The sequence below is a fragment of the Streptomyces sp. NPDC026394 genome, from assembly GCF_055567735.1.
This window is the reverse complement of record NZ_JBVHPX010000009.1, coordinates 61,582-87,645: the sequence shown is the minus strand read 5'-3', so window position 1 is coordinate 87,645 and position 26,064 is coordinate 61,582. Positions and strand designations below refer to the sequence as shown.

The 26,064-nt window shown below is 73.4% G+C and carries 21 protein-coding genes and 1 pseudogene; 9 read left to right on the top strand and 13 right to left on the bottom strand.

Annotated elements, in window-relative coordinates:
• Positions 1-43: 43 nt before the first annotated feature.
• The 4 genes from ACZ4QV_RS21955 to ACZ4QV_RS21940 form a co-directional block, all read right to left on the bottom strand.
• On the bottom strand, positions 44-1,996 hold the full coding sequence (locus tag ACZ4QV_RS21955; RefSeq protein ID WP_361152721.1) for a TOMM precursor leader peptide-binding protein: 1,953 nt from the start codon (positions 1,994-1,996) through the stop codon (positions 44-46).
• Positions 1,997-2,090: 94 nt separating this feature from the next.
• Positions 2,091-2,273, bottom strand: coding sequence for a hypothetical protein (locus tag ACZ4QV_RS21950; RefSeq protein WP_125043509.1), 183 nt, complete (start codon positions 2,271-2,273; stop codon positions 2,091-2,093).
• A gap of 145 nt (positions 2,274-2,418) precedes the next feature.
• Positions 2,419-4,002, bottom strand: a complete 1,584-nt coding sequence (locus ACZ4QV_RS21945; protein ID WP_361590784.1) for a SagB family peptide dehydrogenase — start codon at positions 4,000-4,002, stop codon at positions 2,419-2,421.
• Positions 3,999-5,897 (bottom strand): hypothetical protein, encoded by a 1,899-nt coding sequence (locus ACZ4QV_RS21940; protein ID WP_361590786.1) that lies wholly within the window; start codon positions 5,895-5,897, stop codon positions 3,999-4,001. The genes ACZ4QV_RS21945 and ACZ4QV_RS21940 overlap by 4 nt, the downstream gene beginning before the upstream one ends.
• 275 nt (positions 5,898-6,172) lie before the next feature.
• On the opposite strand from ACZ4QV_RS21940, the gene ACZ4QV_RS21935 reads away from it, so the two are divergent.
• Together ACZ4QV_RS21935 and ACZ4QV_RS21930 are read left to right on the top strand one after the other, a co-directional pair.
• The gene (locus tag ACZ4QV_RS21935) at positions 6,173-8,491 is read left to right on the top strand and encodes an ATP-binding cassette domain-containing protein (RefSeq protein WP_467763287.1); all 2,319 of its coding nucleotides are present in this window, start codon (positions 6,173-6,175) and stop codon (positions 8,489-8,491) included.
• A gap of 85 nt (positions 8,492-8,576) precedes the next feature.
• Complete coding sequence (locus ACZ4QV_RS21930; RefSeq protein ID WP_467763286.1) at positions 8,577-9,494, top strand: aminoglycoside phosphotransferase family protein; 918 nt, start codon at positions 8,577-8,579, stop codon at positions 9,492-9,494.
• Here the strand turns inward: ACZ4QV_RS21930 and ACZ4QV_RS21925 are convergent.
• Both ACZ4QV_RS21925 and ACZ4QV_RS21920 read right to left on the bottom strand, forming a co-directional pair.
• Positions 9,495-10,624, bottom strand: a pseudogene (locus ACZ4QV_RS21925) (ATP-binding cassette domain-containing protein); the annotation flags it as partial.
• A 164-nt stretch (positions 10,625-10,788) separates the two neighbouring features.
• Entirely contained in the window at positions 10,789-11,973 is a 1,185-nt protein-coding gene (locus tag ACZ4QV_RS21920) for a cytochrome P450 (RefSeq protein ID WP_361590799.1), read from the bottom strand.
• 771 nt (positions 11,974-12,744) lie between these two features.
• Between ACZ4QV_RS21920 and ACZ4QV_RS21915 the strand changes: the two genes are divergently transcribed.
• From ACZ4QV_RS21915 to ACZ4QV_RS21895, 5 genes are all read left to right on the top strand, one after another.
• On the top strand, positions 12,745-13,944 hold the full coding sequence (locus ACZ4QV_RS21915) for a PP2C family protein-serine/threonine phosphatase (protein WP_361152549.1): 1,200 nt from the start codon (positions 12,745-12,747) through the stop codon (positions 13,942-13,944).
• An 86-nt stretch (positions 13,945-14,030) separates the two neighbouring features.
• A complete protein-coding gene (locus ACZ4QV_RS21910) occupies positions 14,031-14,582 on the top strand; it encodes a PadR family transcriptional regulator (RefSeq protein ID WP_361152552.1) in 552 nt (183 codons plus the stop codon).
• A gap of 125 nt (positions 14,583-14,707) precedes the next feature.
• On the top strand, positions 14,708-16,429 hold the full coding sequence (locus ACZ4QV_RS21905; protein WP_361590804.1) for an acyl-CoA dehydrogenase family protein: 1,722 nt from the start codon (positions 14,708-14,710) through the stop codon (positions 16,427-16,429).
• A 191-nt stretch (positions 16,430-16,620) separates the two neighbouring features.
• Positions 16,621-17,007: an SH3 domain-containing protein gene (locus ACZ4QV_RS21900; RefSeq protein ID WP_361152556.1), complete on the top strand. Its 387-nt coding sequence runs from the start codon at positions 16,621-16,623 to the stop codon at positions 17,005-17,007.
• A gap of 371 nt (positions 17,008-17,378) precedes the next feature.
• Positions 17,379-17,735 (top strand): STAS domain-containing protein, encoded by a 357-nt coding sequence (locus ACZ4QV_RS21895; protein WP_361152558.1) that lies wholly within the window; start codon positions 17,379-17,381, stop codon positions 17,733-17,735.
• An 84-nt stretch (positions 17,736-17,819) separates the two neighbouring features.
• On the opposite strand, the gene ACZ4QV_RS21890 is transcribed toward ACZ4QV_RS21895, so the two are convergent.
• Entirely contained in the window at positions 17,820-18,233 is a 414-nt protein-coding gene (locus ACZ4QV_RS21890) for an STAS domain-containing protein (RefSeq protein WP_361152561.1), read from the bottom strand.
• A 184-nt stretch (positions 18,234-18,417) separates the two neighbouring features.
• On the bottom strand, positions 18,418-18,978 hold the full coding sequence (locus ACZ4QV_RS21885; RefSeq protein ID WP_361152564.1) for an STAS domain-containing protein: 561 nt from the start codon (positions 18,976-18,978) through the stop codon (positions 18,418-18,420).
• A 494-nt stretch (positions 18,979-19,472) separates the two neighbouring features.
• Here ACZ4QV_RS21885 and ACZ4QV_RS21880 point away from each other — a divergent pair, with 494 nt between their 5' ends.
• Positions 19,473-19,889: an ATP-binding protein gene (locus ACZ4QV_RS21880; RefSeq protein WP_361152567.1), complete on the top strand. Its 417-nt coding sequence runs from the start codon at positions 19,473-19,475 to the stop codon at positions 19,887-19,889.
• A 195-nt stretch (positions 19,890-20,084) separates the two neighbouring features.
• Entirely contained in the window at positions 20,085-20,702 is a 618-nt protein-coding gene (locus ACZ4QV_RS21875; protein WP_361152569.1) for a GNAT family N-acetyltransferase, read from the top strand.
• A 56-nt stretch (positions 20,703-20,758) separates the two neighbouring features.
• Here the strand turns inward: ACZ4QV_RS21875 and ACZ4QV_RS21870 are convergent, their stop codons facing one another.
• From ACZ4QV_RS21870 to ACZ4QV_RS21850, 5 genes are all read right to left on the bottom strand, one after another.
• On the bottom strand, positions 20,759-21,001 hold the full coding sequence (locus ACZ4QV_RS21870; RefSeq protein WP_361590808.1) for a hypothetical protein: 243 nt from the start codon (positions 20,999-21,001) through the stop codon (positions 20,759-20,761).
• Between the two features lie 174 nt (positions 21,002-21,175).
• A complete protein-coding gene (locus tag ACZ4QV_RS21865; protein ID WP_361152574.1) occupies positions 21,176-22,882 on the bottom strand; it encodes a hypothetical protein in 1,707 nt (568 codons plus the stop codon).
• A gap of 565 nt (positions 22,883-23,447) precedes the next feature.
• Entirely contained in the window at positions 23,448-23,786 is a 339-nt protein-coding gene (locus ACZ4QV_RS21860; RefSeq protein ID WP_361152576.1) for an STAS domain-containing protein, read from the bottom strand.
• Positions 23,783-25,114 carry a PP2C family protein-serine/threonine phosphatase gene (locus ACZ4QV_RS21855; protein WP_361639657.1) on the bottom strand — a complete coding sequence of 444 codons (1,332 nt, stop codon included), beginning with the start codon at positions 25,112-25,114 and terminating at the stop codon, positions 23,783-23,785. Before ACZ4QV_RS21855 ends, ACZ4QV_RS21860 begins: the two co-directional genes overlap by 4 nt.
• Positions 25,111-25,917, bottom strand: a complete 807-nt coding sequence (locus ACZ4QV_RS21850; RefSeq protein ID WP_467763285.1) for an alpha/beta fold hydrolase — start codon at positions 25,915-25,917, stop codon at positions 25,111-25,113. The genes ACZ4QV_RS21855 and ACZ4QV_RS21850 overlap by 4 nt, the downstream gene beginning before the upstream one ends.
• Positions 25,918-26,064 lie beyond the last annotated feature (147 nt).

The following is a 26,064-nucleotide window of genomic DNA, read 5'->3' as shown; positions in this document are numbered from 1 at the left end:
CCCCGGCCGTACGGGGAGTTCGGGGAAGGGGACGGCCGGGGCGTCACGGGAACGGGTGCGGATGCGGGTTGACGTCGGCCGGCTCCAGCGGCCCGTCCCGGTACCCGAGCCGGGCCGGCAGGTCGTACAGCCGGGGCAGTCCGTGGGTACGGCGCATCCGGTGCCCGAAGGTCATCGGCAGCAGACCGGGAATGATCACCTTCGCGCAGGCGAAGCCGGCGGCGCGGTGCTCGTCGGTGGTCTGGTCGACCACGATCACGTCCAGGCCGCGGGCGGTGAAACGCTCGACCACCTCGGCGAGGTCGTCGCGGAGGTCCGCGTGGCGCGGCCGGCAGGTGGCGCGGGCGAACGCCTCGGCCACCGGCCGCGCCGTCTCCTCGCCGGGCAGGAAGGCGAACCGGTCGTAGGCGTCCGGATGGCAGTACAGCAGCGCGTGGTCGCGCATCTCCCGCACCTCGTGCGGGTCGGCGACCATGCCCTCGATCCGGCGCAGCTCCTCGCGGTAGGCGGCGCGGTTCCAGCCCAGGTTCGCGGTCAGCTCCAGCAGACCGTTGAGCAGCGCCTTCTCGGGTTCGACATGGGCGCCGGCGGCACAGATCGCGGCGGGCTCCGACCCGTCACCGGGGTGTACGGCCATCACCCAGGACGTGGCGATGCCGTGCTCGGGCGTGGTGGCGAACGCGGCGACGCGGTGTCCGGTGTCCTGCCGGATGCGTTCCACCAGCAGCCGGACCGCCGGGTCGGCCACGGTGTCCAGGTCCACCCGCGGCACCGGCAGCCGGGCGTACCAGGTGAGCAGGAAGGCGTCCCGCTCGGCCAGCTCCAGGATGCCGTGCAGCGCGGCCTCCTCCAGGCAGCCGCCGAGGGCGCAGCCGTTGGAGACCTCGTACGCCAGCGGGCGGGCCGTGTCGTTCCCGTGCCGGGTGCGGTAGTAGGCGTAGTCCTCGGGCACCAGCACGGGGCCGCCGCGGCCGAAGGAGTGCCCCCACACCCAGTTGATCTCCAGGTCGGGGGTGAACGCCGGATAGGGGAACTCCGGGTCCGCGTAGCGGTCCGGCGGGTACAGGCCCAGGTCGGTGGGGCAGACAGCGCGATCGGCGACCTGCTCGTAACCCGCGCGCACCGTCGTGCGCCGGCCACCGGGCCGGGCGCCGCCCAGCCGCTCCAACGCCTCGGCCAGCGCGGTGCGTTCGCAGCCGGTGTAGTCCAGGCCGCGGCCGAAACCCGCTTCCTGGATGCCGTCGGGCAGCCGCAGCGGTGCGGAGACCATGGGGTAGGCGTAGTCGGTCCGTACGTCGAGCTGCTGGACGATGCCGGTGTGCCCGTCCACGTAGGTCCGCAGCAGATCGTCCCAGCCGGTGTCGAGGCTGCGTACGCGGTAGGTGTCCCGGTCGAGTTTGGGCCGCGGTGTGTCCATCAGGACCGGCGGCCCGTCGTCGGGGAGGCTGCCGCAGCGGGGGCAGCAGGGGTCGGGCAGGAAGGGGTGGGAGTCGGCGGTGAGACCGGCCAGACCGATGAGGGTGATCGCGTTGCGGGTGCCGGCGCGCTCCGGGTCGTCGAGCACGGCGGTGGCTTCCGCCTCCACGAAGGCGGCGACGGTGTCGCGTGCCCAGGCGGACAGCAGCGGGGACGGCCGTCCGGCGAGCTGATCGCCGTGCCGGCGCAGCAGTTCGGCGCGCGGGCTGTCCTGCCCCAGGGCCCGCTGCCTGCGGGTACGGGCGCACTGGGCGCATCCAGGACGCCCCGGCAGTTCGAGCGGCCCGATGACCACGTTGCCCAGCTCCACCCGGACGGGCAGCCACGGCAGGTCCGGGCGGCGCGTCCGGTCGGCGTCCTGCCAGCCGTCGTCCACGGTGAGCAGCCCGGCGCACCGGTCGCTGTCCTCGGCGGCCGGCGGGTGCCGGCGGGAGACCGCTGCGCGGACCGCCTGGGCGAGCAGCCCCTCGCCCCGTACTGCGAGTCCGGTCGGCCGCTCCGGCACGATCGCCTCCTGCATCCTTCGCACGTCCCGTCTTCCCAGTCCCGTCAGTGGCACCGGGCCGTGCCCGACGCGCGGAACGCGCCGGACACGGCCCTGTCGTGCAGCCTGATCAGCAGCAGCAGCAAGAACAGCAGCTCGCGGGCGAGCCCTTCGAGGTGCAGTTCGAAGCGCCGATCTCGACCATGGCGTGGCCGACGTTGATCGACTCCAGGGTGGAGCCGGGCGCGGTCGGGAGAATGTCGAGCTGGTCCACGCTCAGGTCATCGAGGTCCAGCACCAGGTTCGCGTCCATGACGTGTCCCTCCTTCCTCTGTGGGTGACGACTGCGGGCGGCGGTCGCCCGCTGTCCGAGCCGATTCTGTGATCCACGGGGGCCCCGGGTCTCTACGGAGGACCCGTAGGGTCTGCCGGGCGCCCGCGGCCTACGGTGCCTGTGGTCACCAGGCCAGCGGGGGTTCGTACTGGGAGGTGGCCTGCCGCCGGCCCAGCACGATCGCGAAGATCGGTACGTGCGCGTCCCCGCCGCCCAGCAGCTCCCGCACGACCCGGTCGTCGTACCCGTTGGTGATCCGGGCCGAGAGGCCCTCGGCGGCGGCCAGCACGCTCAGCCGCTGGGCCACGATGCCGCCCTCGTGGTGCAGGACGCGGTAGCCGCGGTCCCCGAACCGGCGGGCGCCCTCGTAGCGGTCCACGGTGAGGAAGACGACCGCGTTGGCGCGCGCGGTGTTCACCGAGGGGGTGCGGTCGCACAGCATGGCCACCGTAGGCCGCCCGTCGCGTCCGGGTACGGGGACGAGTGCGGGGGACGGGTCCAGCCGGTACAGTCCTGCGGCCCGGCCCGTGGTGTTGAGGGCCAGTACGTGGCAGTCCAGCAACGGCCGCAGCGGCGTGCCGCCGTGGTCGGAGGGCACCGGGTCCAGCGCGTACCGCAGGAGGTCCGCGAGCTGCTGCTCCGGCAACGCGGCCCGGTCCGGCTGGAACATCCGCCCGCCCGAGTCCCTGCGCCGCAGCGCGTCGCCCAACTCGACGCTCCCCGGCGGCCGGCCGTCGTCGGCGAAGGGCTCCGCAGGGCCGTCGGCGGGCTGGTGGAAAGGGGCCGGGGCGACCGGTTCGAAGCGCGCCGCACCGGTCAGCCGGCTTCCGGCGTCCAGTGCGGTCAGCCGGGACCAGCGCGCCGCGTCCTCCTGGCTGGTACGGACATGCTCCGTCACGAGGGGCGCCAGGTCCTGCGCCGGAGCCGCGGCCCCGCCGCCCCGCGCCCCGATCTCCAGCACGGCGAACGCGGTCTCCTCCGTGCCGTCCAGGCCCAGCGCCCGGTTCACCGGCTCGTCCAGGAACCGGTGGTGGACCCGGGCGTCCAGGCCGAGTGCGCCGGCCACCAGCAGGGCGTTGCCGGCGACCATGCCGGACTCCTGCGCGCACAGCCGGTAGGCGTAGTCGCGGTACCGGAAGGCGGTCTTGCGGAAGTACGCGGAGAGCAGCACCAGCGCGACCGTGTCACGGCCCTTGCAGGCCACCGCCGCCCGCAGCTCCTCCGGGATGCCGCCGGGCCGCAGCGCGGTCAGCGCGTGGTGGAGCGGGTCGTAGTGGTAACACCCCGCCGGTACGCCCCCGGTGTCGCCGTCCAGCCACACGTACAGTTCCACCGGGTAGAAGCAGCGCGCCGACGCCACCAGCCGGTGGTACGGCCACGCGGCCTGCGGGCCCAGCTCCATCCGGCCGAGACCGTAGGTGTGGTGCAGCAGCGCGGACAGCGTGCTCCCGTCCCAGGGCCTGCGCGGCGGGCCTTCGGGGTGCCGGTCCCGGAAGCCGGGGAACGACCAGCGCGCGTCACCGATGCGCCGGGGCGGGGCGGCCAGCACGTGGCGGGGCAGCCCGCGGTAGGTCTTGCTCGGCAGCGGATCGTCCGGCCCGCCCTCGGAACCGTGGCCCTCGGCGAACAGCTCCCGTACGCCCTCGAAGGTGTCGTACCAGAACCGCAGCCCCAGCGCTCCGGCCTCGTCGGTGGCGGCCCCGGTCATCCGGCGAGCACCACCCGTACGACGTTCGGCAGCACCTCGTGCACGGCCGGGTCGTGATCGAGCGGTACCACGACCGGGGACCGCCCCCGCGAGGCCAGCGCCTCCACCAGCGCGGGCAGGTCCGCGTCCGCCGGTACGGCCGCGCCGCCCGGCCCGCGCGGCGGCGCGCCGAGTCCGGGGACCGGCTGCGGAGCGTACGCGGACTCGCCGGTCAGCTCGGACTGCCGGTCCAGCAGGACCAGTTCGAGGCCGTCGGTCACCGCGTCGGGGCCGCAGGTCACCCCGACCGGCCGGACACCCTGCCACCAGGCCAGGACCGGCACACCGAGCGCGGTACCGATGTCGGCGGCCGTGACCTCGCCGCCCGCCGGACGCAGCATGTCCAGGTGGCGGCGGCCCGCCTCGTCCAGCGAGGCGCCTGCCACGTCCAGCCGGACCGGCTCGGCCGCGCCCGCCCGTACGTCCTCCACCGCGAGCCGCGCACACTGCTGTGCCACCGCCGCGGTGACCGCCCCGGTCCAGTCGAGCGCGGCGGCCACGCCGGGTCCTGGCGTGAACACGTCCCCGGCCGGCACCGTCGTGACCTCCTTGCCGGCGAGGTCCCAGCCCCGTACCGAGCCGTCCTCGGTGAAGCGCCGGGGGTCGGGCGCCGTCACCGCGTACCGGGCCAGCCCGCGCAGCGCCGCCCGCTGCCGGGCCTCGGCGAAGCCGGTGCCCCAGCCGAAGACCCGCTCGCCGGTCCCCTCGGGCCGTACCGCCTCGGTCACGTTCAGCGGAAGCTGCGTGAAGTCGCCCTCCTCCAGCGCCCGCAGCACTCCCGTGTACCGGTCGAAGCAGGCCGCGGCGCGTGCGGAGAACTCCGCCGGGAGCAGCGCCTCGGCCGAGCGGAGCCGTTCGACGCGCTGCCCGAACTCCTCGGCGCTCTCCTCCGGCGCTTCCCCCGCCGACGGGTGGGGGAGGAAGGGGTGCGTCGAGGTGCGCAGGGTCTCCAGGTCGATCCGGGTCAGTGTCGGCGGCCCGTCGTCCCGTGCGCCCGTCAGCGCGGTGAAGCAGGCCAGGCCCAGGTGACCGGCGACCACCGCAGCGGTCGGCCCGGTGAGGAAGGCGCTGGGCCGCGACGGCTCCGGCGCCGCGAGGCGCTGCCAGGCCGACGCCCAGGCGGCGCCGGACGGCCCCAGCCACGCCACGTCGTCCAGCACGACCCCCTGGACCAGGAGCTGACCGGCCCGCTCGCACAGCCGGTGCAGCCGTACGGCCCGGTCCGTCACCGGCGCCGAGGACACGTGCAGCACGGCGTCGGCGCCCTCCAGCGCCGCCGCGAGTTCCGCGTCGGAATCTCCGGACAGTACCGTCCGGATCAGCTCCTGGTCCGGGTCGCGCCGCTCGGACCCACCGGTCAGTTCGGTCAGCCGGTCCTCGTCGGTGGGGAACTCCGGGGTGCACACGGCGCGCAGCCGCCGGACACCCGAGTGCAGCGCCGAAGCGATGAGCGCCGTGAACGCGGGTCCGGCTCCCAGCACCACCACCGAGCTGTTGCGGTACGTCTCGAAGCGCCGGGCCGCCGAACCGCGGTGGTACTCCACGAAGGCGATCTCCGGCGCGTACGTCTCCAGCTCGCGGTCGGTCAGGCCGTGCGGCTCGTCCGCTTCCGCGTCGGTCAGGCAGCCGCCGTCCTCCAGGCGCTTCAGCAGGGCCGCGACCACGGCCCGCTTGTCGTCCGGCAGGCCGCGCAGCAGGTTGTCCAGGGTGGTGGTGCCGTTCAGGTGCGGCGCCAGCCGGTCCACCCACTGGTAGATGGCGCCGCCCCGCAGTTCGAGGTTGGCGCCGGCGCCGAACAGGTGCACCCCGTCCGCGGTGGGCACGTACAGCACATCGGGCTTGAGTTTCGGTCGCATCGTCTGTCCTCGGGGTCGGCGGATCGCCCCCGAGTGTCACCACCGCCCGCGCGACACGTCTCTACGGCCGGACCGTAGACCGACCACAGTGATCGGTCCGCGGTCCGGCGGCGGGCCGCCGACAAAAAAACTCCGTACGCCGTACGCGGAAAGTGTGGGAGAGTACCCCGGCACGACGGGGGTCCGGGTCCGCTGCCCGCCTCCGCCGCGCCCGGCCGCGCGTGCCACCGCCGCCCGGCCGCCGTACCGCCGTACCGGAGGAGAAGAGATTCGACATGCCCGCCGATCCCACCCGCCCCCGGCCGGCCGCCGCGGATCTGCACCACGTCATCGAGGTACGCGGCGCACGGGAGAACAACCTGGCCGACGTCTCCCTGGACCTGCCCAAGCGGCGGCTCACCGTCTTCACCGGGGTCTCCGGGTCGGGCAAGTCCTCGCTGGTCTTCGGGACCATCGCCGCCGAGGCGCAGCGGCTGATCAACGAGACGTACACCGCGTTCGTCCAGTCCTTCATGCCGAGCCTGGGGCGCCCGGACGTGGACGCACTGCGCAACCTGAGCGCCGCGATCATCGTCGACCAGGAGCGGATGGGCGCCAACTCCCGCTCCACGGTGGGCACCGCCACCGACGCGTACACCATGCTGCGGATCGTCTTCAGCCGCCTCGGCACCCCGCACATCGGCACCTCCAGCGCCTTCAGCTTCAACAGCGCCGAAGGCATGTGCCCGCGGTGCGAGGGCATCGGCCAGGTGTCGACGATCGACGTCGACCAGCTCGTGGACCGCGAGCTCTCCCTCGACGAGGGCGCCGTCACGGTGCCCAACTTCGCCGTGGGCTCCTGGTACTGGCAGGTCATGGCGGGCTCCGGCTTCTTCCCGCCGGACAGGAAACTCAAGGACTACACCGAGCGGGAGTGGCAGGACTTCCTCCACAAGCCCGCGACCAAGGTGAAGGCCGCCGCCCTCAACACGACGTACGAAGGACTCGTCACCAAGGTCCGGCGGCTGTTCCTGGCCAAGGACCGCGACGCGTTGCAGCCCCACATCCGGGCCTTCGTGGACCGGGCCGTCACCTTCGCCGACTGCCCCGCCTGCGCGGGCACCCGGCTGAGCGCCGCCGCGCTCTCCTCCACCATCGACGGCGTCACCATCGCCCGTTGCTCAGCCCTGCAGATCAGCGACCTCGCCGCGTTCCTGCGCACGGTCGAGGACCCCTCCGTGGCGCCGCTCCTCGCCACCCTGCGGCACCTGCTCGACTCCCTCGTGGAGATCGGCCTCGGCTACCTGAGCCTGGACCGGCCCGCCGGCACCCTCTCCGGCGGCGAGGCGCAGCGCGTGAAGATGGTGCGGCACCTCGGGTCCAGCCTCAGCGACGTCACCTACGTCTTCGACGAGCCCACCGTCGGGCTCCACCTGCACGACATCCGGCGGATGAACGACCTGCTGCTGCGCCTGCGCGACAAGGGCAACACCGTACTCGTCGTCGAGCACAAGCCGGAGGTCATCACGATCGCCGACCACGTCGTGGACCTCGGCCCCGGCGCCGGTACGGACGGCGGGCGGATCTGCTACTCCGGTGACGTGCCGGGGCTGCGCGACTCCGGGACACTGACCGGGCGGTACCTGGAGCACCGGGCCCGGCTGCGCGACCCGGTGCGCGCGCCGCGCGGCACCCTGGCGGTCCAGGGCGCGGACCGGCACAACCTGCGGGACGTCAGCGTGGAGATACCGCTGGGGGTGCTGACCGTCGTCACCGGCGTCGCGGGCTCCGGCAAGAGCTCGCTGATCCACGGGTACGTCGCCGGGCGCGACGGCGTCGCCGTCGCCGACCAGTCGCCGATCCGCGGCTCACGCCGCTCCAACCCGGCCACCTACACCGGCCTGCTCGGCCCGATCCGTACCGCCTTCGCCAAGGCCAACGGCGTCAAGGCGGCACTGTTCAGCGCCAACTCGGAGGGCGCCTGCCCGCACTGCAACGGCATCGGGCTGGTCTTCACCGACCTCGCGATGACGGCGGGGGTGGCGTCGGTGTGCGAGGAGTGCGAGGGCAGACGCTTCACGCCGAAGGTGCTCACGTACAAGCTGCGCGGCAAGGACATCAGCGAGGTGCTGGCCATGTCCGTCGCCCAGGCACGGGACTTCTTCCCCTCCGGGCAGACCCAGGCCCTCCTCGGGCGGCTCGCCGGCGTCGGGCTGGGCTACCTGCGCCTGGGACAGCCGCTCAACACCCTTTCCGGCGGCGAACGGCAGCGCCTCAAACTGGCCGTCCACATGAACGAGAAGGCGACCACGTACGTCCTGGACGAGCCCACCACCGGCCTGCACATGGCCGATGTCGACCAGTTGCTCGCCCTGCTCGACCGGCTGGTGGACGACGGCAACTCGGTGATCGTCATCGAGCACCACCAGGCGGTGATGGCCCACGCGGACTGGATCGTGGACCTCGGCCCGGGGGCCGGACACGACGGCGGGCAGGTCGTCTTCACCGGCACACCCGCCGAACTGGTCGCCGAGAGCGACACGCTGACGGCCCGGCACCTTCGGGAGTACGTCGGCCGGGCCCGGCCCGACGAGCACGGCCGCGCCGGGCACTGAGAGCCGGCGAGAGGGCCGGGGGCCCGGCGCGGCCGCCCGGCTCCGTACGGGCCGGGCCGCCCCCCCCCGGTTATCGTTGCTGCCCATGACGGTCACCGAGACGGACATCACGGCGGAACTGATCCGGAACCTGCTGCGCGAGCAGCACCCGGACCTGGCGGACCGCCCGGTGACACTCGGAGCGCTCGGCTGGGACAACCAGGTGTGGCGGCTCGGTGACGACCTCGCCGTCCGGATGCCCTGGGCGACGGAGACCGCGGACGCGCTGCTGCGCAAGGAACACGCCTGGCTGCCCGCCCTCGCCCCGCACCTGCCGCTCCCGATCCCCGTACCGCAGCGCCTCGGTGAACCCTCGCAACGGTTTCCGCGGCCCTGGCTCGTCACCACCTGGGTACCGGGCGAGCCCGCCGACCGCGCCCCCGCGACGCGTGGCGCGGAAGCCGCCGACACCTTGGCCGCCTTCCTGACGGCCCTGCACCGCCCCGCACCCGACGAGGCGCCCGACGGCCGGGACCGCGGGGGCCCGCTGGCCGACACCGCCCAGTCCTTCACCCAAGGGCTCGCCTCGGTCGTCGAACTGGGCCTGGTCCACGACCCGGACGCGGTCCGCGCGGTCTGGGAGGACGCCGCCGCCGCGCCCGAATGGCCGGGCCCGCGTCTCTGGCTCCACGGCGACCTGCATCCGGCCAACGTCCTGACCACGGACGGCATCGTCACCGGCGTGATCGACTTCGGCGACCTGTTCGCCGGCGACCCCGCCTTCGACCTCGCCGCCGCGTGGCTCCTGCTGCCGGACGGCGCCGCCGACCGCTTCCACGCCGCCTACCAGCCGGGCCCGGACGCCGCGACCCTGCGCCGCGCCCGGGGCTGGGCGGTGCTGCGCGCCCTCGGCGGTCTCCTCATCGGAGACGCCGGTGTCCACGGCCGTCCCGGCGGCAAGGCCACCTGGGGCCCGCCCGCCCAAGCCGCCCTGCGACGTCTCACCGCGTCCGGCCGGCGGTGATCACGCACCGTGCCAGGACCGCCCGAGCGCCGCGTACGGGCCGTCCGCGGCGATCAGGTCCGCGGGGGAGCCCAGCTCGACGATGCGGCCCGCCTCCATGACGGCGACCCGGCCGGCGTCGTGGGCGGTCTGCAGCCGGTGGGCGATGGAGATCACCGTACGGTCCGCGCGGGCCGCCGCCATCGCCCGCGCGGCGTGCCGTGCCGTCGACGGGTCCAGCAGCGAGGTGGCCTCGTCGAGGACGAGCGTGTGCGGGTCGGCCAGCTCCACCCGGGCCAGGTGAGCTGCTGGGCCTGCGCCGCGTCCAGGTGGACGCCGCCCGTGCCCAGTACGGTGTCCAGCCCGTCCGGCAGGGCGCCCGCCCAGTCGGCCCCGACCAGCGCGAGCGCCGTGCGCAGCGCGTCGTCGTCGGCGTCCGGCGCCGCCGCCGTCAGGTTGTCCCGGAGCGTGCCCGTGAACACGTGGTGCGCCTGGGTGATCAGGACGACCCGGTTGCCCAGCTCGTCCGCCGCGGCCAGCTCCGCCACCGGCACCCCGCCCGCCAGGACCGACCCCGACGACGGCACGTCCACGCCGGACAGCAGCTTGCCGAGGGTGGACTTCCCGGCTCCCGAGGTGCCCACCAGCGCCAGCCGCTCGCCCGGACACCCCGTCAGGTTGGCGTCGCGCAGGACGTCGTGGGCGCCCGACGGATAGGCGTAACGCACCCCGCGCACCCCGATACGGTCGTCGGCCGGCTGCCGCACGTCCGTCGCCGGTGCACCGGCGACCAGCCCGACGCCCTTGACGCGGGCCAGCGAAGCGCTACTGCGTTGCACCTGCTCCACCCAGGTCGGCGCTCGGTCGAGCGGGTCGACGAGCCGCCTCATGTAGAGGCTGCCGGTCACCACCACGCCGAGACCGACCTTCCCGTCGAGGTACGCGGCCCCGCCGACCAGCAGAATCAGCACCATGGGCAGCGCGTGCGCGAACTCCGTGACCGGGAACAGCACCGTACGCAGCGCCAGCGTGCGCCGCCCCGCCCGGTACGCGCAGCCCACGGCGCGGTCCGCCTCCCGTACCCGGCGCCCCCGCAACCGGAACGCCTCGACGGTGCGAGCGCCCTGCGCGGTGGCGTTCAACGACTCCGCCCTCCCCGCGGGTCCAACCGGCCGCGGGCAGAGGGCAGTAACGGCCCGCTCCAAGGCGCGGGCCGTTACGGCAAGGAGCCAGTGCGGTCCCCGTACGCAGTGCGCCCGGCACGCCCGCCGGACGTGGCGGGCGCGCCGGGCGCGCGGAAGTGACCGGCGTTACTTCACCAGGCGACGGGCAGGTCCTCCAGGCTGAACTGCCGTGTCTGCGAGCCCCGGAAGCGGACCTCCTCCGGCGGCACCGCGAGCCGCAGTCCGGGAAACCTCCGCAGCAGCGCCGGGTAGACGGCGGCCATCTCCCGCTTGACCAGCGGGGCGGCGACGCAGTGGTGGATGCCGTACCCGAAAGCCATGTGCGGTGCGGCCTCCCGGGTGATGTCGAAGCGGTCGGTCTCGTCCCCGCCCTGCGCGCGATTGACGGCGAACAGGGAACAGGCCACCTGCTCACCGGCCTTGATCACGTGGTCCCCGACGGCCACGTCCTCCCGGGCGGTGCGGGGCGCCACGGTGTGGATGACGGTGACGTACCGCAGCAGCTCCTCCACGGCCCGGTCGATCAGCTCCGGCCGCTCCCGGAGCAGCGCGAGCTGGTCGGGGTGGTCGAGCAGCGCCAGGGTGCCCAGTCCCAGCATGCTGGAGACCTGGAGGAAGCCGTCGGACACGAAGGTCGCGCCGATGCCGGCCAGTTCCTCGTCGCTGATGTCCGCGCCGTGCGCGCGCACCACCGAGCCGAACAGGCCGTCTCCGGGGTCGCGGCGCTGCCGGTTGGCGAGCGTGACCATGTACGCCCAGTACGCCTTCCCGGTGGCCGTCTGCTGCTCCGGCGACCCGGCGTCGTTCTGCGAGATGTCCAGGTAGCGGGCCAGTTCCGCCCGGTCGTCCCGGGGAATGCCCAGCAGCTCGCAGGTGATCAGTCCCGCCATGGGCCAGGCGAAGTGCCGCATGAAGTCGGCCGGCGGCCCGACCCGTTCCATGGTGGTCAGGCACTCCGCCACGATCTCGTGGAGGCGCGGCTCCAGCCTGCGGGTCCGCCGGGCCGTGAACTCCGGCGCCACCATCTTCCGCAGCCGGGTGTGGTCGGGCGGGTCGCACGTCAGCAGGTTCCCCGGCAGGGCCGGGGTGCCCGACCCGTCCTCGCCGTCGGGCAGTGCGGAGCTGAACCGCGTCAGGTCGCCCAGCACCTCCCGTATCTCGGTCTCTCCGGTGGCGAGCCATTTCACCCGGCCCAGGGGGCCGAAGTCGATGTCGGCCTCCGTCAGCGGCGCCTCCCGTGTCTGCCGCCGGAGTTCGGGGACCGGGTCGAACCGGTCCCGGCGCAGGTGTACGGGCATTTCCTGGGGCTGGGTCATCCTGACATCCCTTCTCCACCACCGCCGCGGTGGAACACCGGCGGCAGCGGGGCGAAAGCGTCCGCTCACCGCCGAGACGGCGCCGGCCCCGAAGAGGGGTGGCCGGTGGCCGGCGCCGGGTCCATTCCTCGGGCCCGTCCTTTCCGCGCCCGGGTCTTCCGCCTCGCGCCGGGAGGGACACGATCCGGCAGGGCACCGGACCGTTCATGCGTCCTTCTCCGAAAGGCCGCGGTAGGCCGCAGCGAGCGTGACGAGCCGAAATCTCCACGGCCGGGACACGACGCATGGCGTGCGCTTCGCATTGCGTGCTTTCGGCACGCTCCGCGAATTCCGCGCGTTTGCCGTGTATTCGCCATCGGCTGCCGGCCGGTGATTCCGGACAGTGATGAATCGATTTGCCTCACTCTGCTGTTCGCCGGAGCAGCGGGTCAACCGCGGCCAGTTGGACGGGCGGGCGGACAACGGGCCTGTCCAACCGGCGGGTTGCCCGTGTTGGACATCGCCGGTAGAAGCTGCCGCCCGCGTCGGCCGCGCCGCCGTGTCGACCCGTGGACGTCCTTCCGTACGGCATGTGCAAGCGGACTGGCCAGCGGGCATATCTCCTCCGCAAGGTGCAGGAGAGGTCAAGGCCGGTCGGCAATGCCCCTTACGTGATCTGCGTCCGTCGATTCCGTTCGGTTGCCGACATCCGGCCCGGATGGACCGGACGGTGGCGCGCATGCTCACGGTGACCTTCCGCGCCGCGAGGCAGGAGGAGCAGGAGGAGGGTGTATGCGCCTGGACCGCGACCGCAGCGGGCTGCTGTTCGCGCTGCTGCCGGGCGTCCCCATAGCCGTCGGTGATCTCGTACTGGGTCCGGCGCAGAGTCTGGTCGGACTGCTGATGATCTGTACGCTGCTGGCGGCCACCCGGCTCGACGGCCCCCGCACCGGCTCCGTCGCCCTGTACGTGGTGCTGCTGGCCGCCGGTGTCGCGGTGTGGGAGGGCGACATCGGTGGACAGGGCGTGCTGGTGCGCCTGACCGTGCTCGCGCTGGGCGGCGCGTACGCCACCTGGAGCGCCGCCCGGCGGGTGGCTCACGAAGGCGAGCTGACCGAGACCTCGTCCGTCGCCCAGCGCGCCATCCTCCAGCCCACCACCTTCCGGCTAGGCGACGTGGCCGTGTGCGCCCGCTACCGCTCCGCCTCACCCCAGGCCCTGCTCGGCGGAGACCTGTACGCCTTCGCGCACACCCCCGCCGGCCTGCGCCTGCTGATCGGCGACGTCCGCGGCAACGGCCTGCGGGCCGTACGCCTGTCCGCCGCCGTCATCAGCTTCTTCCGCGACAGCGCCTACACCCGCCCCGACCTGCCCGCCGTGCTGGACGCCACCGACCGGCGCCTGGCCGCCCTGCTCGGCGCGGAGGACTTCGTCACCGCCCTGGCCGCCGAGTTCCGCACCACCGGCCGGCCCGCCGGTACCCGGGTCGGCCTGGCCAACTGCGGCCACCACCCGCCCCTGCTCCTGCCCGCCGACGCCCCGCCCCGCCTGCTCGCCCCGGCCGAACCGACCACCCCGCTGGGACTGCACCCCGCGCCGGTCGTCCAGGACGTGGTCCTCGGCCCCGGCGACCGCCTGCTGTTCTACACCGACGGCCTGGCCGAGGCCCGCAGCCCCGAGGGCGACATGGTCGACCTCGCCGGTCTGCGGTCCGCCTGCTCACGGGCGGCGCTCGACGACGCGGCCGACGCGGTCCAGGAGGCCCTGCTCCGCCACACGGACGGCGCCCTCGCCGACGACGTGGCGTTCATCCTGGTCGAGTCCTGCCCGCCGGTGCCCTCGCCGGACGTCCGGGGCGCGTCCGGTGCGCGGGGCCGGTCCGTCCCGGCGTCCGGCGCGACGACCGCGCGCGACCCCCTCCGCCCGTACCGCAAGGAACGGCGCGGTCCGCGGCTGCCGGGACCGGAGACCCGTCCCAAGCCCGACCGCTGAGGAGGCCGGAGCGCGGCCGGGTGACCCGCGTCTCACCTGCGCGGTGCCGCTTGTCTATGCAACTCGTTGCATAGCAGGATCGGGGCATGGCGCTCGAACACGCGATCCTCGTCTCCCTGCTGGAGAAGCCGGGCTCCGGCTATGAGCTGGCCCGCCGGTTCGAGCGGTCCATCGGCTACTTCTGGACCGCCACCCACCAGCAGATCTACCGCGTCCTCAAGCGCATGGAGACCGACGGCTGGGTAGACGTCCGCGAGGTGCCGCAACAGGGGCGACCGGACAAGAAGGAGTACTCCGTCGCCGCCCTCGGACGGACCGCCCTCTCCTCCTGGCTGCACGAGCCGATCGAGCCGGAGAGCGTACGGCACGACCTCGCCGTCAAGATCCGCGGCGCGGCCTTCGACGACCCGGCCGCGCTGATCCACGAGGTCGAACGGCACCACCAGGTGCACACCGACCGGCTCGCGCACTACCTGGCGGGGGAACGGCGCGACTTCACCGGCCCCGACGCACCCGCCGCCCTCGACGCCGGGCAGCAGCTCCAGCACGCCGTGCTGCGCGGCGGCATCGCCTACGAGCGCATGACGATCACCTGGCTGGAGGACGTGCTCGACACGCTCCATGCCTTGCGGCCCTAGGCACTGAGCCCCCTGGGCCCTGAACCGGAGCACCACAGCGCCGAGCCGGTCGCCTGCCCGTCGCCGACGGCCCGGGCCCGTGACCCGGCTCTCTCCACCCACCCTCACCCCGAAAGGCGGACCCCATGGCCGACCCGCTGCTCTTCAACCCGCGCACCTACGACCCGGCGCACTTCGACCCCGAGACGCGCAGGCTGCTGCGCGCCACCGTCGACTGGTTCGAGGACCGCGGCAAGCGCCGGCTGATCGAGGACTACCGCTCCCGCGCCTGGCTGGCCGACTTCCTCGCGTTCGCGGGCAAGGAAGGACTGTTCGCCACCTTCCTCACCCCGGCCGCCGCCGCGGGCGGGCAGCAGGACAAGCGCTGGGACACCGCCCGGATCGCCGCCCTCAACGAGATCTTCGGCTTCTACGGGCTCGACTACTGGTACGCGTGGCAGGTCACCATCCTCGGGCTCGGCCCGGTCTGGCAGAGCGACAACGCCGCCGCCCGCGCCCGCGCGGCCGAACTCCTCGCGGACGGCGAGGTGTTCGCCTTCGGTCTGTCGGAGAAGACGCACGGCGCCGACATCTACCACACCGACATGCTGCTGGAGCCCGACGGCGACGGCGGCTTCCTGGCCAGCGGCGCCAAGTACTACATCGGCAACGGCAACGCCGCCGGACTCGTCTCCGTCTTCGGCCGCCGCACCGACGTCGAGGGCCCCGACGGCTACGTCTTCTTCGCCGCCGACAGCCGCCACCCGGCGTACCACCTGGTGAAGAACGTCGTCGACTCCTCGAAGTACGTCAGCGAGTTCCGCCTGGAGAACTACCCGGTCGGGCCGGACGACGTCCTGCACACCGGCCGCGCCGCCTTCGACGCCGCGCTCAACACCGTCAACGTCGGCAAGTTCAACCTCTGCACCGCCTCGATCGGCATCTGCGAGCACGCGATGTACGAGGCCGTCACCCACGCCCGCAACCGCATCCTGTACGGCCGCCCGGTCACCGCCTTCCCGCACGTGCGCCGTGAGCTGACCGACGCCTACGTCCGCCTGGTCGGGATGAAGCTGTTCAGCGACCGGGCCGTCGACTACTTCCGCTCCGCCGGCCCCGACGACCGCCGCTACCTGCTCTTCAACCCCATGACGAAGATGAAGGTGACCACCGAGGGCGAGAAGGTCATCGACCTGATGTGGGACGTCATCGCGGCCAAGGGCTTCGAGAAGGACACCTACTTCGCGCAGGCCGCCACCGAGATCCGCGGGTTGCCGAAGCTGGAGGGCACCGTCCACGTCAACCTCGCGCTGATCCTCAAGTTCATGGGCAACCACCTGCTGAACCCGGCCGAGTACGCGCCCGTACCGACCCGCCTCGACGCGGCCGACGACGCCTTCCTCTTCCGCCAGGGCCCGGCCCGCGGCCTGGGAGCCGTACGGTTCCACGACTGGCGCGCCGCCTACGACGCGTACGCCGAGGTGCCCAACGTCGCCCGCTTCCGCGAGCAGGCGGACGCGCTGTGCGCGTTCGTCACCACCGCCGCCCCCGACGAGGAGCAGAGCCGCGACCTCGACCTGCTGCTCGCCGTCGGCCAGTTGTTCGCGTTGGTCGTCCACGGCCAGCTCGTCCTCGAACAGGCCCGCCTGACGGACCTCGACGCGGACGTCCTGGACGAGCTGTTCGCCGTCCTCGTCCGCGACTTCTCCGCGCACGCCGTCGAACTGCACGGCAAGGACTCGGCCACCGACGCCCAGCAGACCTGGGCCCTGTCCGCGGTCCGCCGCCCCGTCGTCGACGAAGCCCGCTCCGCGCGGGTCTGGGAGCGCGTCGAGGCGCTGTCGGGGGCGTACGAGATGGCGCCGTAGGACGATGGCCGTGCGGACGCGAGGTGATCAACGGTCACCGGGGGAGGCACACCGGGAGCACTCAGGAACTAGCCCCTCCAGTGCGACTTCTGGCCAGATGTCCCTCGCGTCCCGCACATCTCTCCCGGGCACGCCATGCTCAGTGCAACCGGGCCGGCCGTACGGGCGCCCGCCGAGCAAGGGGGAAGACCATGACACTGAAGAAGCGCGCGAGACTCGCCGCGGCCATCGCCGCACCGCTGCTCCTGTCAGGTGCCACGCTCACCGTCACCGCGCCGTCCGCCAGCGCCGCGCCCACCGGTGCGGACGCGTGTACCCACCCCGGCTGGTCGAACAAGTCCTCCGGCAAGGGCACCGCGAAGGGCGACAGCGTCAAGGTCCGCACCGGCCCCAACAAGGAATGCGGTGTGGTCGCCACGGTCGGCACCGCGCGCACGCTGTTCTACCACTGCTGGGTGAAGAACTCCGCCGGCAACAAGTGGACGCACGTACGGATCGACGGTCTCAACGTCGACGGCTGGGTCTACAACAAGAACCTCGACGACGGCGGTTCCGACCACCCGGACAACAAGTGCTGATCTGACGCATTACCCGTACCCTCCGCACGACCTCAGGAGCGGGCCCGTCGCCACCGCGGGCCCGCTCCTCGGGCTGAGCGCGCCTTTCCGGGCCGCGGCCACCCCTTCCATGCCACTCCATGCCCCCTCCACGCCGCCTCTCGAACCGGTGCGCGGATTATTGGATGATCGGGCTGCGTGATCTGATCGAACTGCGGCGTTGGATGGGCGAAAACGATCGCTGGACGATCAGTAGAAGTCTTTCGTGAAGTTTTCATTGATGAGTGAACATTCGGCTTCGTCTGCGCGTGTGGTGTCCGTAAGCTGCCAGCAGTCCGCCGCAGACCCGGTCGTGCGGGCCGCGCCGCGCAGTCCCCGAGGAGTTGGCCGCCATGAACACCCGGTGTCCCGAGCTGAGGGAGGGCTGCCGGGTGGTCTGCCCGGTGGGCGAGATCGACCTGGCCACGGCGTCGGCGTTCCGGGACCAGCTCAGAGGGAACGATGCTGCACTCCCGGCCTTCGTCGTCGCCGACCTGCGGCAGGTGGTCTTCATCGACAGCAGCGGGCTGCAGGAACTGATGAAGGCCCAGGCGCGCTGCGAGGCGGTCGGCGGCTGGGTGCGGGTCGTCTACGATCACGAGGCCGTCGACCTGCTGTTCCGGCTGACCGGCTACGCCGAACAGTTCCCCCGCTACGCCAGCGTCGAGGACGCCTGGGGCGGCCGGGCGCCGGAGGCCGCCGGGGGATGAACCGCCTGCGGGTGTGCCGGTGACGGGTGGTCCCGTGACGGGTGTGCCGATGACGCCGGCCCGGCCCGGAGTCAGGCCCTGGAGTCAGGCCCCGGGGCCGGCGCCGACCGGGTGCGGGGGCGGCCAGGCGGGACGGTGGTGCACGGGCAGGCTGGCCAGCGCCCGGGTCACGGTGGGGAAGACGGCCAGCACCTCCTTGCTGCCGGTGTGCTCCAGCATCCACAGCACCCGGCGCCCCACACAGGCGAGCAGGAGACGGCCGCGGCGACGGCTGAGCAGCCAGTGCAGCCCGAGCAGGCAGTTCAGGCCGCGGGAGTTGCAGTAGACCAGCGCCGCGCAGTCCAGGACCACATAGCGGTAACCGGCGTCGACGTGGCCGCCCATCGTCGTACGGAAGAACTGTTCCCCGGCGTGGTCGAGAGCTCCGCTGACGCGTACCACCGCACACGCGTCACAGTCGGCGACCATGTTGACCAGCAACCCGTCAGCGTGCGGCATGTCGCACCTCCGAGCGCGTTCGCACCAACACCCATGGGGCCGGGCCGACCACGCTATCCGTACGCAGGCACCGGTACCAGGCGTGTCCGGCCCGGAGGCGGCGAGTTGCGCCACCTCCGGGAGAAGGGTCCGGATGCCGGACGCGGGCCGGATGCCGCCCGGCGAACGGGCCCACCCAGCATCCTTAGCTGCGGTGCGGCCGCGTGGCCCCGTACGCGGCCCGCCGGCGCCGCACGGCGAGGCGGCGGGAACCGCTGCCCACCGAACGGCTGCTTCCCGCCGCCCCCGCGGGGCGGGCGGCGGGGGCGGCCGGAAGCAAGGCGAACGGCCGGGACAGCGGCGCGAGTTGCAGTACGCGGTACACGCAGCGCGGCGGCTGGCGCAGGTAGGTCTCTCCGCCGTGCGCGGCCACCCGGGACCGCACCTCGCACAGCCACCGCAGTCCGCTGCAGTCGAAGAAGGTGACCCGGCTCAGATCCAGCACCACCGTGTGGACGGACCGCGAGGACACCTGGGACAGGGCCGGGCCCAGGCGCCGGGCGAGCTCCAGGTCCAGGTCGCCGCAGACCGACAGCAGCAGCGTCCCGCCGTCCCGCCGCGCGCGCCAGCAGGGGCCGTCACTGTTCGGGTACGAGTCCGAGGGCCGCCTGCGCGGCCGGCCCTCGTACCGCCACCAGCGGGCGCCGGTACGGACGAGGCGGCGGGGAGCGACGCGGCCACGGAAGCAGCGTGAGAGACCAGACACAGGCGTCTCCTCCGTCGGTGGACGAGTCCCGGCCCGCAGGGAGGTGGCCGGGCAGTCGTGGCCGAGCGTGTGGGCGGTCCGATGCGGTGCAGGGCGTTCGCCGCGGCCCGCCCGTCGGCCTCAACCGGTGTGATGCCCCGTTTCCGCACGGACAAGCACGCGCCGGGGGAGCGTCCCACCGGAGGCACGCGGCCCCCGGACACCTGAACGGCCACCCCGTCACTGTGCGAGGCCGGTGCCGGCCGACGGCCGCGGCGCCCGCGGACCGGACGGACGGCCGGTGCGCACGGCCGGGACCGCCGGCGTTCGCCGTCCGGTCGGGCAGGCGGCGTCCGCAGACGGTGGTCACGCCACCGTATGACCCGTACTACGGCGGAACCGTGCGTGGCTGTCACCCGAACGGGGCATGGGTGGTACAGACCAGCCGCCGCGATCCGGCCACCGAGGCGTAACCCAAGGGGGCCGACTGGCCCTTGGGGGGAGTGAGCCGAACGTTGCGTACCCGTCGTCGCGCCCGCGTCCGGACGACGCGGGTCGAATACCTCTTACCCCACGCCCACGAAACCGTCTTCTGGGCCCGTTGGCTGACCGCCGCCTTCCTGACCCGGGACGGGAAAGCCGCGCCCTGCCCCGCCGATCCGGCGGACGCCTTCCTGATCGTCACCGAACTGGTCGCCAACGTCACCCGGCACACCCGCAGCAGTTGTCGGCTGCGCCTGTGCGTCCAGGACGGCACCCTGACCGTCGAGGTGAGCGACGACTGCCCGGACCGGCCCCGGCTCCACCCGGCCGGCGACGGCGACGAGAGCGGCCGCGGACTGCTGATCGTGCACGCCCTCGCGCACACCCTCGACGTCCTCGACGGCCCGGCAGGCGGCAAGACGATCCGGGCCACCCTGAACGCCGGATGAGCGCGGACCGTACGTCGGCAGGCGGGACGCGGGCCGCGCACCGGGAGCCGCCCACCGCTCGGCGGGCGCCGCGGCGGCAGGGCGGTTCGGCGGCCCGGTGCTGTCCGCCCCGCAGGCGCTGCTGTACGGCGGCACGGCGGTCCGGTACGGCGGACGGACCACCCGCCGACCACCGAAGATCACCGCGGGTGCAGAATGACCGGTGTGCCGATAACGAACACCCCGCAGAGGGCGACGGTCGACGACGCCCGACTGGTCAGCAGTACCCTGGCCCGCGCCTTCGACGACGACCCGATGATGCGCTGGTTCTTCCCCGACGACGCCTCCCGCGAGGCCGGACTGGGCCGTTACTTCACCACGCTGTTCACCCGGCAGTACGCCCACCACGGCGTCTGCGAGCGCACCGACGCGGCAGCCGCCTTCTGGGTACCGCCGGAGGGGCAGGCGAAGGCCGTCCCCGACGCGGAGACCGTCCAGGAACTCCAGGACATCCTCGGCGACCGGGCTCCGCTGTTCCGCGACACCGTCATGGCAGCGGCCGAGCACGCACCCCAGGAGCCGCACTGGTACCTCGCGGTGATCGGCGCCGACCCCGCCGCCCAGGGCCGGGGACACGGCGCCGCGCTGCTGCGCTCCGGCCTGGCCCAGGCCGACGCGGCGGGCCTGCCCGTCTACCTGGAGTCGTCCAAGCCGTCCAACGTCCCCGTCTACGAGCACTTCGGTTTCGTCGTACGCGGGGAAATGGAACTCCCGGGCGGCGGCCCGGTGCTGTGGTCCATGCGGCGCGACCCCCGCACCCCTGACAGCGCCTGAGCACTCAAGGACGGACGGCGGAGCGCGAGCGTCATCCGGAGCCGAGCGCTCCGCCGTCACCGTCCGCCGCCTGCGGACGGGCGTACCACCGGTCGAACTCCTCGCGGCGTACGGACATGTGCCAGGTCGGGCCGGCGGTCGGGCTCGTCCACGCGCCAGACGCCCAGGGTCCACCGCCGCCCGGCCACGGAGCGGCAGTCGACCTTGAGGTACAGCCCGTCCGGGTAGCCGGGATCGGTGTTCCAGCGCCCGGTGTCGTCGCGGAAGCACACCTGCCGCTCGCGGTCGTGCACGGCCAACCGGGCGGCCCCCAAGCTGCAAGCTGTTCATCACCCAGCGGACGGTCACTGTCCACCGACGCGTGCCCGCTCATCCTCTCCCCGGTACCTCGACCGGTGGCCTGACCGGTCCGTACTACACGAAGCCGACGAGGCCGGCCGCGCTCGGAACAAACCGGCCTGCGCGCCCTACGCCTACGGCGCTCGCCCGCCTTCCACCGGGCGCGGACAGGAGATCCGTACGCTCACCTCGTCCGGGCCGCGCCAGGTGTCGGCCCGCACGCAGGACCACACGGCCCGGCCGGCTCCCCCGGGAAGGGGCTGTCCCGCGAAGTCCGATACGTTCACCGCGCGTACGCCCTCGGGCAGCCCGGCCAGGTGGCAGGCCGTGTGTGCCCAGCTCGCCAGTGCGGCCGCGCCGGTGGCCTCGCGGGGCTGCCGGGCCGGGGTGCCACGGCCGGGCAGCGGGGTGTAGGTCAGGTGGGCGGGTACGAGGTCGCCGAGATCGGTGACGAGGAAGGCGCGCTGCCCGACGGCCCGGGCCGAGGAACGCAGTTGGAGGGCGGGCCAGGAATCGCAGGGGCCGGAAGCGGCGGGACCGCGCAGCGGTTCGGTGATGCCTTCGGCCGAGACCCGCACCGGCCGTGCGGGCACGTCGGGCCGCAGCAGATCACGCGTCGCCGAAGCCGCGATCCACGGGGCGGTCAGGTAGCGCGCCGCGCCGCGCGTCCGGCTGACGACGAGTGCGGCGGCCGTCGTCGCGTCGCTGCTGTCCGTACGGGCGAAGTGGAGCTTGGCGTGGCCGCCGGGGGAGAGGGGTTCGCTGTAGCGGACGGTACGCAGGCCGTCGTGGAGCAGTACCACGGCGTCGCCCGCCACCTCTCCCGCGTACAACAACTGCGTACCGTGCGGGGGAGGGCCGGTGAAGGTGTCGGGCGTACGGCTGAGGCGGGTGCCGCGCGGCGGCCGGGACCAGGTCGCGAGGGCACGGTCGAGCAGGTCCCGGTCCCGGGTCCGTACGCCGCGGGGCGGCCAGGCGGTGAAGTCGGCCCGGGAGGCGCCGGCCCCTGTCGTGCGGGGTGCCCGTACCAGGTCCGCGGCGGTGACCGGACCGAGGGCCGGGCGCGCGGTCCGAGGGTCCGGCGCCGAGCCGGTGGCGGTCAGGACCACGGCACCGACCGCCACCACCGCGGCCACGGCCCCGGCGAGGCGGCACCGCTGTCTGCGGCGCAGCAGGTCGGTGGGCCGGGTCTGCACCGAGCAGGCGTTGAACTCCGCCGACCGCAGGAGCGTCTGGGCGGCGGCGACGGCCGGGGCGTCGAGTTGCCGCGCGACCCGCAGGGACCGGTCCGGATGGCCGACGCCGGCGGCTTCGAGCAGCGCCCGGACCTGGGCGTCGGGCAGTTCGTCCGCCCGGGAGAGCACGAAGGCCGCCCGGACGTCGGCGGACAGGCCGGACAGCGCCTGCCCCAGGGCGATCTCCTCTCGTCCGCCCGCGCGCGGGAACAGCCGCAGCCCCCACACCACCGGCAGCATGGGCCGCAGCGCGCGCGGCGGCGGCAGGCTCTTCGGCCACCTGCGGGGACGGCGCTCGTACGCCAGCGCCGTGCGCAGCACCCGCTCCCGTACCCACGCGGGCCCGAGCCGTTCGGGCCCGAGCCGCGTCGGCCCCGGGCGCTGGGCCGGGACCCGCGGGGCGGCCTTGCGGAGCCGGAAGCCGGGCAGGGCGCGTTGCACCAGGCCGTGAGCTGTCAGCACTCTGCGGTGTCTGCTGAGCGTCGGCGGCAGGGTGAGGTAGGCGAGACGGACCAGCGCGGTGTAGTGCTCGACGAGGCCCGCCTCGGCTTCGCGGAGCGTGATCCGTTCACGGCCGTCCGGGGAGCGGCGCTGCGACGTGACCATGGGGCGGAGCGCCTCCCGAAGGCTGAGGGCTGCAGGGCACCTGTCCCCTTCAAACGAGTGAACGTCGACGGGGTCACCGCACGGGCCCGTGCACAGGCCCCGTTCGGCGCGGCGGCGGCTGACGTGTACGCCGGTCGATCCCACGGGGAGCCGGTACGGACCGAGGTGTCCCCGCCGAGGGCCTGCCCGAAGACGCGCTCGGCGGTGCGGGTCGCGAGGGCCTGCGTGATCAGGATCGGGTCGGGGCCGCCCAGGGAGTCGGCGAGCGCGGAGTTGTCGGCGACGTACAGCCGGTGGGTGGTGCCCATCCGGGCCGTCCGTACCGGCAGGGTCGCCTCGACCCACCTGCGATACGGCACCAATTCGGCGTACAAGAACAGGAATCGGTGCGCGAGGTCGTACGCGCCCACGTCCGGACCCGCGTATCCGGCGAAGGCTCCCGGACGGGCGCGCGGTGCATCGGCGAAAGAGCGCTGGGTCGTTCCGCCGACGCCGAAGAGCTGCCAGACGAGCGAACTCCGCGGTGTCTCCCTGAAGCATCCGCCTTTCGACCGGTCCGCCCCCCTCAAGGGGCGGTTGCCACCTCGCTGTCGGGGTGGCAGGTGAAGATCTGGTCGAGGCCGACGTAACGCAGGACGCGCAGCGTGTTGGCGGGTACGGCGGCCAGGGCCACGTCCGCCTCGGCGGCGATCGCGTGGTGCCGGGCCGCCAGCAGGGCGGTGATGCCGCTGGAGTCGCAGAACTCCATCGCCCGCAGGTCCAGCACCAGGCGCTGACCCGGCTCCAGCGTGAGGCCGGAGACGACGGAGCGCAGCTCGTCGGCATGGTCGTAGTCGAGGTCCCCGGCGATTTCCAGTACAGGACCGGTCGCGGCGTCCCGGGGGGTTATCTTCAGTGCGCTCATCTCTGGGGTGGGGTCGAAGGGGCAGGGGCAGGGGCAGGGGCGGGCGGAGCGGAGGCGCCGGGGTGGGCGCCGGCCGGAACTCCCAGGGCGAGCAGGGCGGTGTCGTCGTCCAGACCGTCACCGAAACTGTCCAGCAGCCCGGTCAGCGCCTGGATCACGGTGTGCGGTGGCGACCCGCTGTGGCCGGTGGCGAACGTGCGCAGGGCGTCGTCCCCGTACAGCGCGCGGTCGGGGCCCGTGCGGGCCTCGGTGATGCCGTCGGTGTAGAGCAGCAGGCTGTCGCCCGGCGCGAGGGTGGTGACGGCGGTGGTGAACCGCGGGTCGGGCAGGATGCCGACGAGCAGCCCGCCCGGGGTGGGCAGGAAGTCGCACGTGCCGTCCGCGCGCAGGACCAGCGCCGGAGGATGGCCGCCCGAGGCGAGTCGTACGGCCACCTCGCCGGTGTCCGGGGCGGGTTCCAGCACGCCGAATATGGCGGTGCAGTAGCGCGGGTCGCCGCCGCTGTAGCGCTCGTGCAGCACCGTGTTCAAGGTGGCCAGGGTGGCCACCGGGTCCGGGTCGTGCAGGGCGGCGGCACGCAGGGTGTAGCGGGTCAGTGACGTCAGGGCGGCGGCCCTGGGCCCCTTGCCGCTCACGTCCCCCAGGAAGAACGCCCAGCGCTTGCCGTCCAGGGCGAACAGGTCGTAGAAGTCGCCGCCGAGCCGGTCGGGGGAGGCGGTGTGGTAGTACGTGGCCACTTCGAGGCCGGGTATGTCGGGCAGTACGGCGGGCAGCAGGCTCTGCTGGAGAACGGCCAGCGCCTCCTGCAACCGCGCGCGGTCCGCCTCCGCCCGCTTGCGGGCCTCTTCCGCCTCCCGCTGCCGCCGCAGCAGCTCCTCCTCGTACGCGCGGCGGTCCCGCGCGTCGAAGAGGGTGGTACGGATCAGCAGCGGCTCGCCCTCGCTGCCGTACTTGACGGTCGAGGAGACCAGGACCGGTATCCGCGGGCCGTCGGCGCGCCTGACCTCCAGCGCGATGCCGTTGATCTCGCCCTGCATCCGCAGCAGCGGGGCGAAGTGCGTCTCGTGGTAGAGCTTGCCGCCCACGGTGAGCAGGTCGGTGAAGCGCATCCGCCCGACCACCGCCTCGCGGGCCAGACCGAGCCAGTCCAGCAGCGTCGCGTTGATCTTCGCGATGGTGCCGTCCATCAGCGTCGAGACGTAGCCGCACGGGGCGGAGTCGTAGAGCTCCTCGGCGCTGTCCTCCAGCAGCGCCGCGAACGCGGCGTTCGTGGTGCTGTCGCCGCCCGCCCGGTGCGGGTCGGGTTCCTCCTGTCCGGCGCGGCTCATGACCGCAGCCCCGCGAGGAAGCCGGTGATCGCTTCGTTGGTGGCCTGGGGCGCGGACAGGTGCGGGCAGTGGCCGGTGGCGTCCAGGGTGACCAGCGTCGAGCCGGGGACCTGGGCGTGCACGTACGCGCCGACCTCGCGCGGGGCGATCACGTCCTGGGTGCATTCCAGGACGAGCGTGGGCACCTCGACCGTCTTCAGGTCGTCGCGGGAGTCGGACAGGAAGGTGGTACGGGCGAAGACGCGGGCCATGTCGGGGTCGGTCGCGCAGAAGCTGTTGGTCAGCTCCTCGCCCAGCTCGGGACGGTCCGGGTTGCCCATGATCACCGGGGCCATGGTGGCCGACCAGCCCAGATAGTTGGAGTCCAGCGAGGCCAGCAGCTCGTCGATGTCCTCGGCGGTGAAGCCGCCGCGGTAGCTCTCGTCGTCGATGTAGCGCGGGGAGGGGGCGACCATCACCAGGGAGCCGACGCGCTCCGGGGCCCGCCGGGCGGCGAGCACACCGGTCATGGCACTGACCGAGTGCCCGACGAAGGTGGCGTCGCGCAGGTCGAGGGCCTCGGCCACCTCCACCACGTCCTGGGCGTAGCCGTCGAGGGAGGCGTAACGGTCCTCCTGGAACGCCGACAGGTCGGAGCGGCCGCAGCCGACGTAGTCGAACAGCACCACCCGGTAGGCGTCGGTCAGGGCAGGCACGGTCAGACGCCACATGTTCTGGTCACAGCCGAAACCGTGCGCCAGCACCACCACCGGCCCCTCCGGGTTACCGGTGACGGTGACGTTGTTCCTGCGCAGGATGTCCATACGGCCCATCCTTGCATTCCTCGACGACCGGTCCGGGACGCGCCCGGCGGCGGGGCGCCGGACCCGTGCGGGAGCGGTGTCGGCGGTGTGTCGGTCACCTGTCGGAAGCCGCCGCGATCTTGGCGTACGGGACGGCCCGGCGCCGCA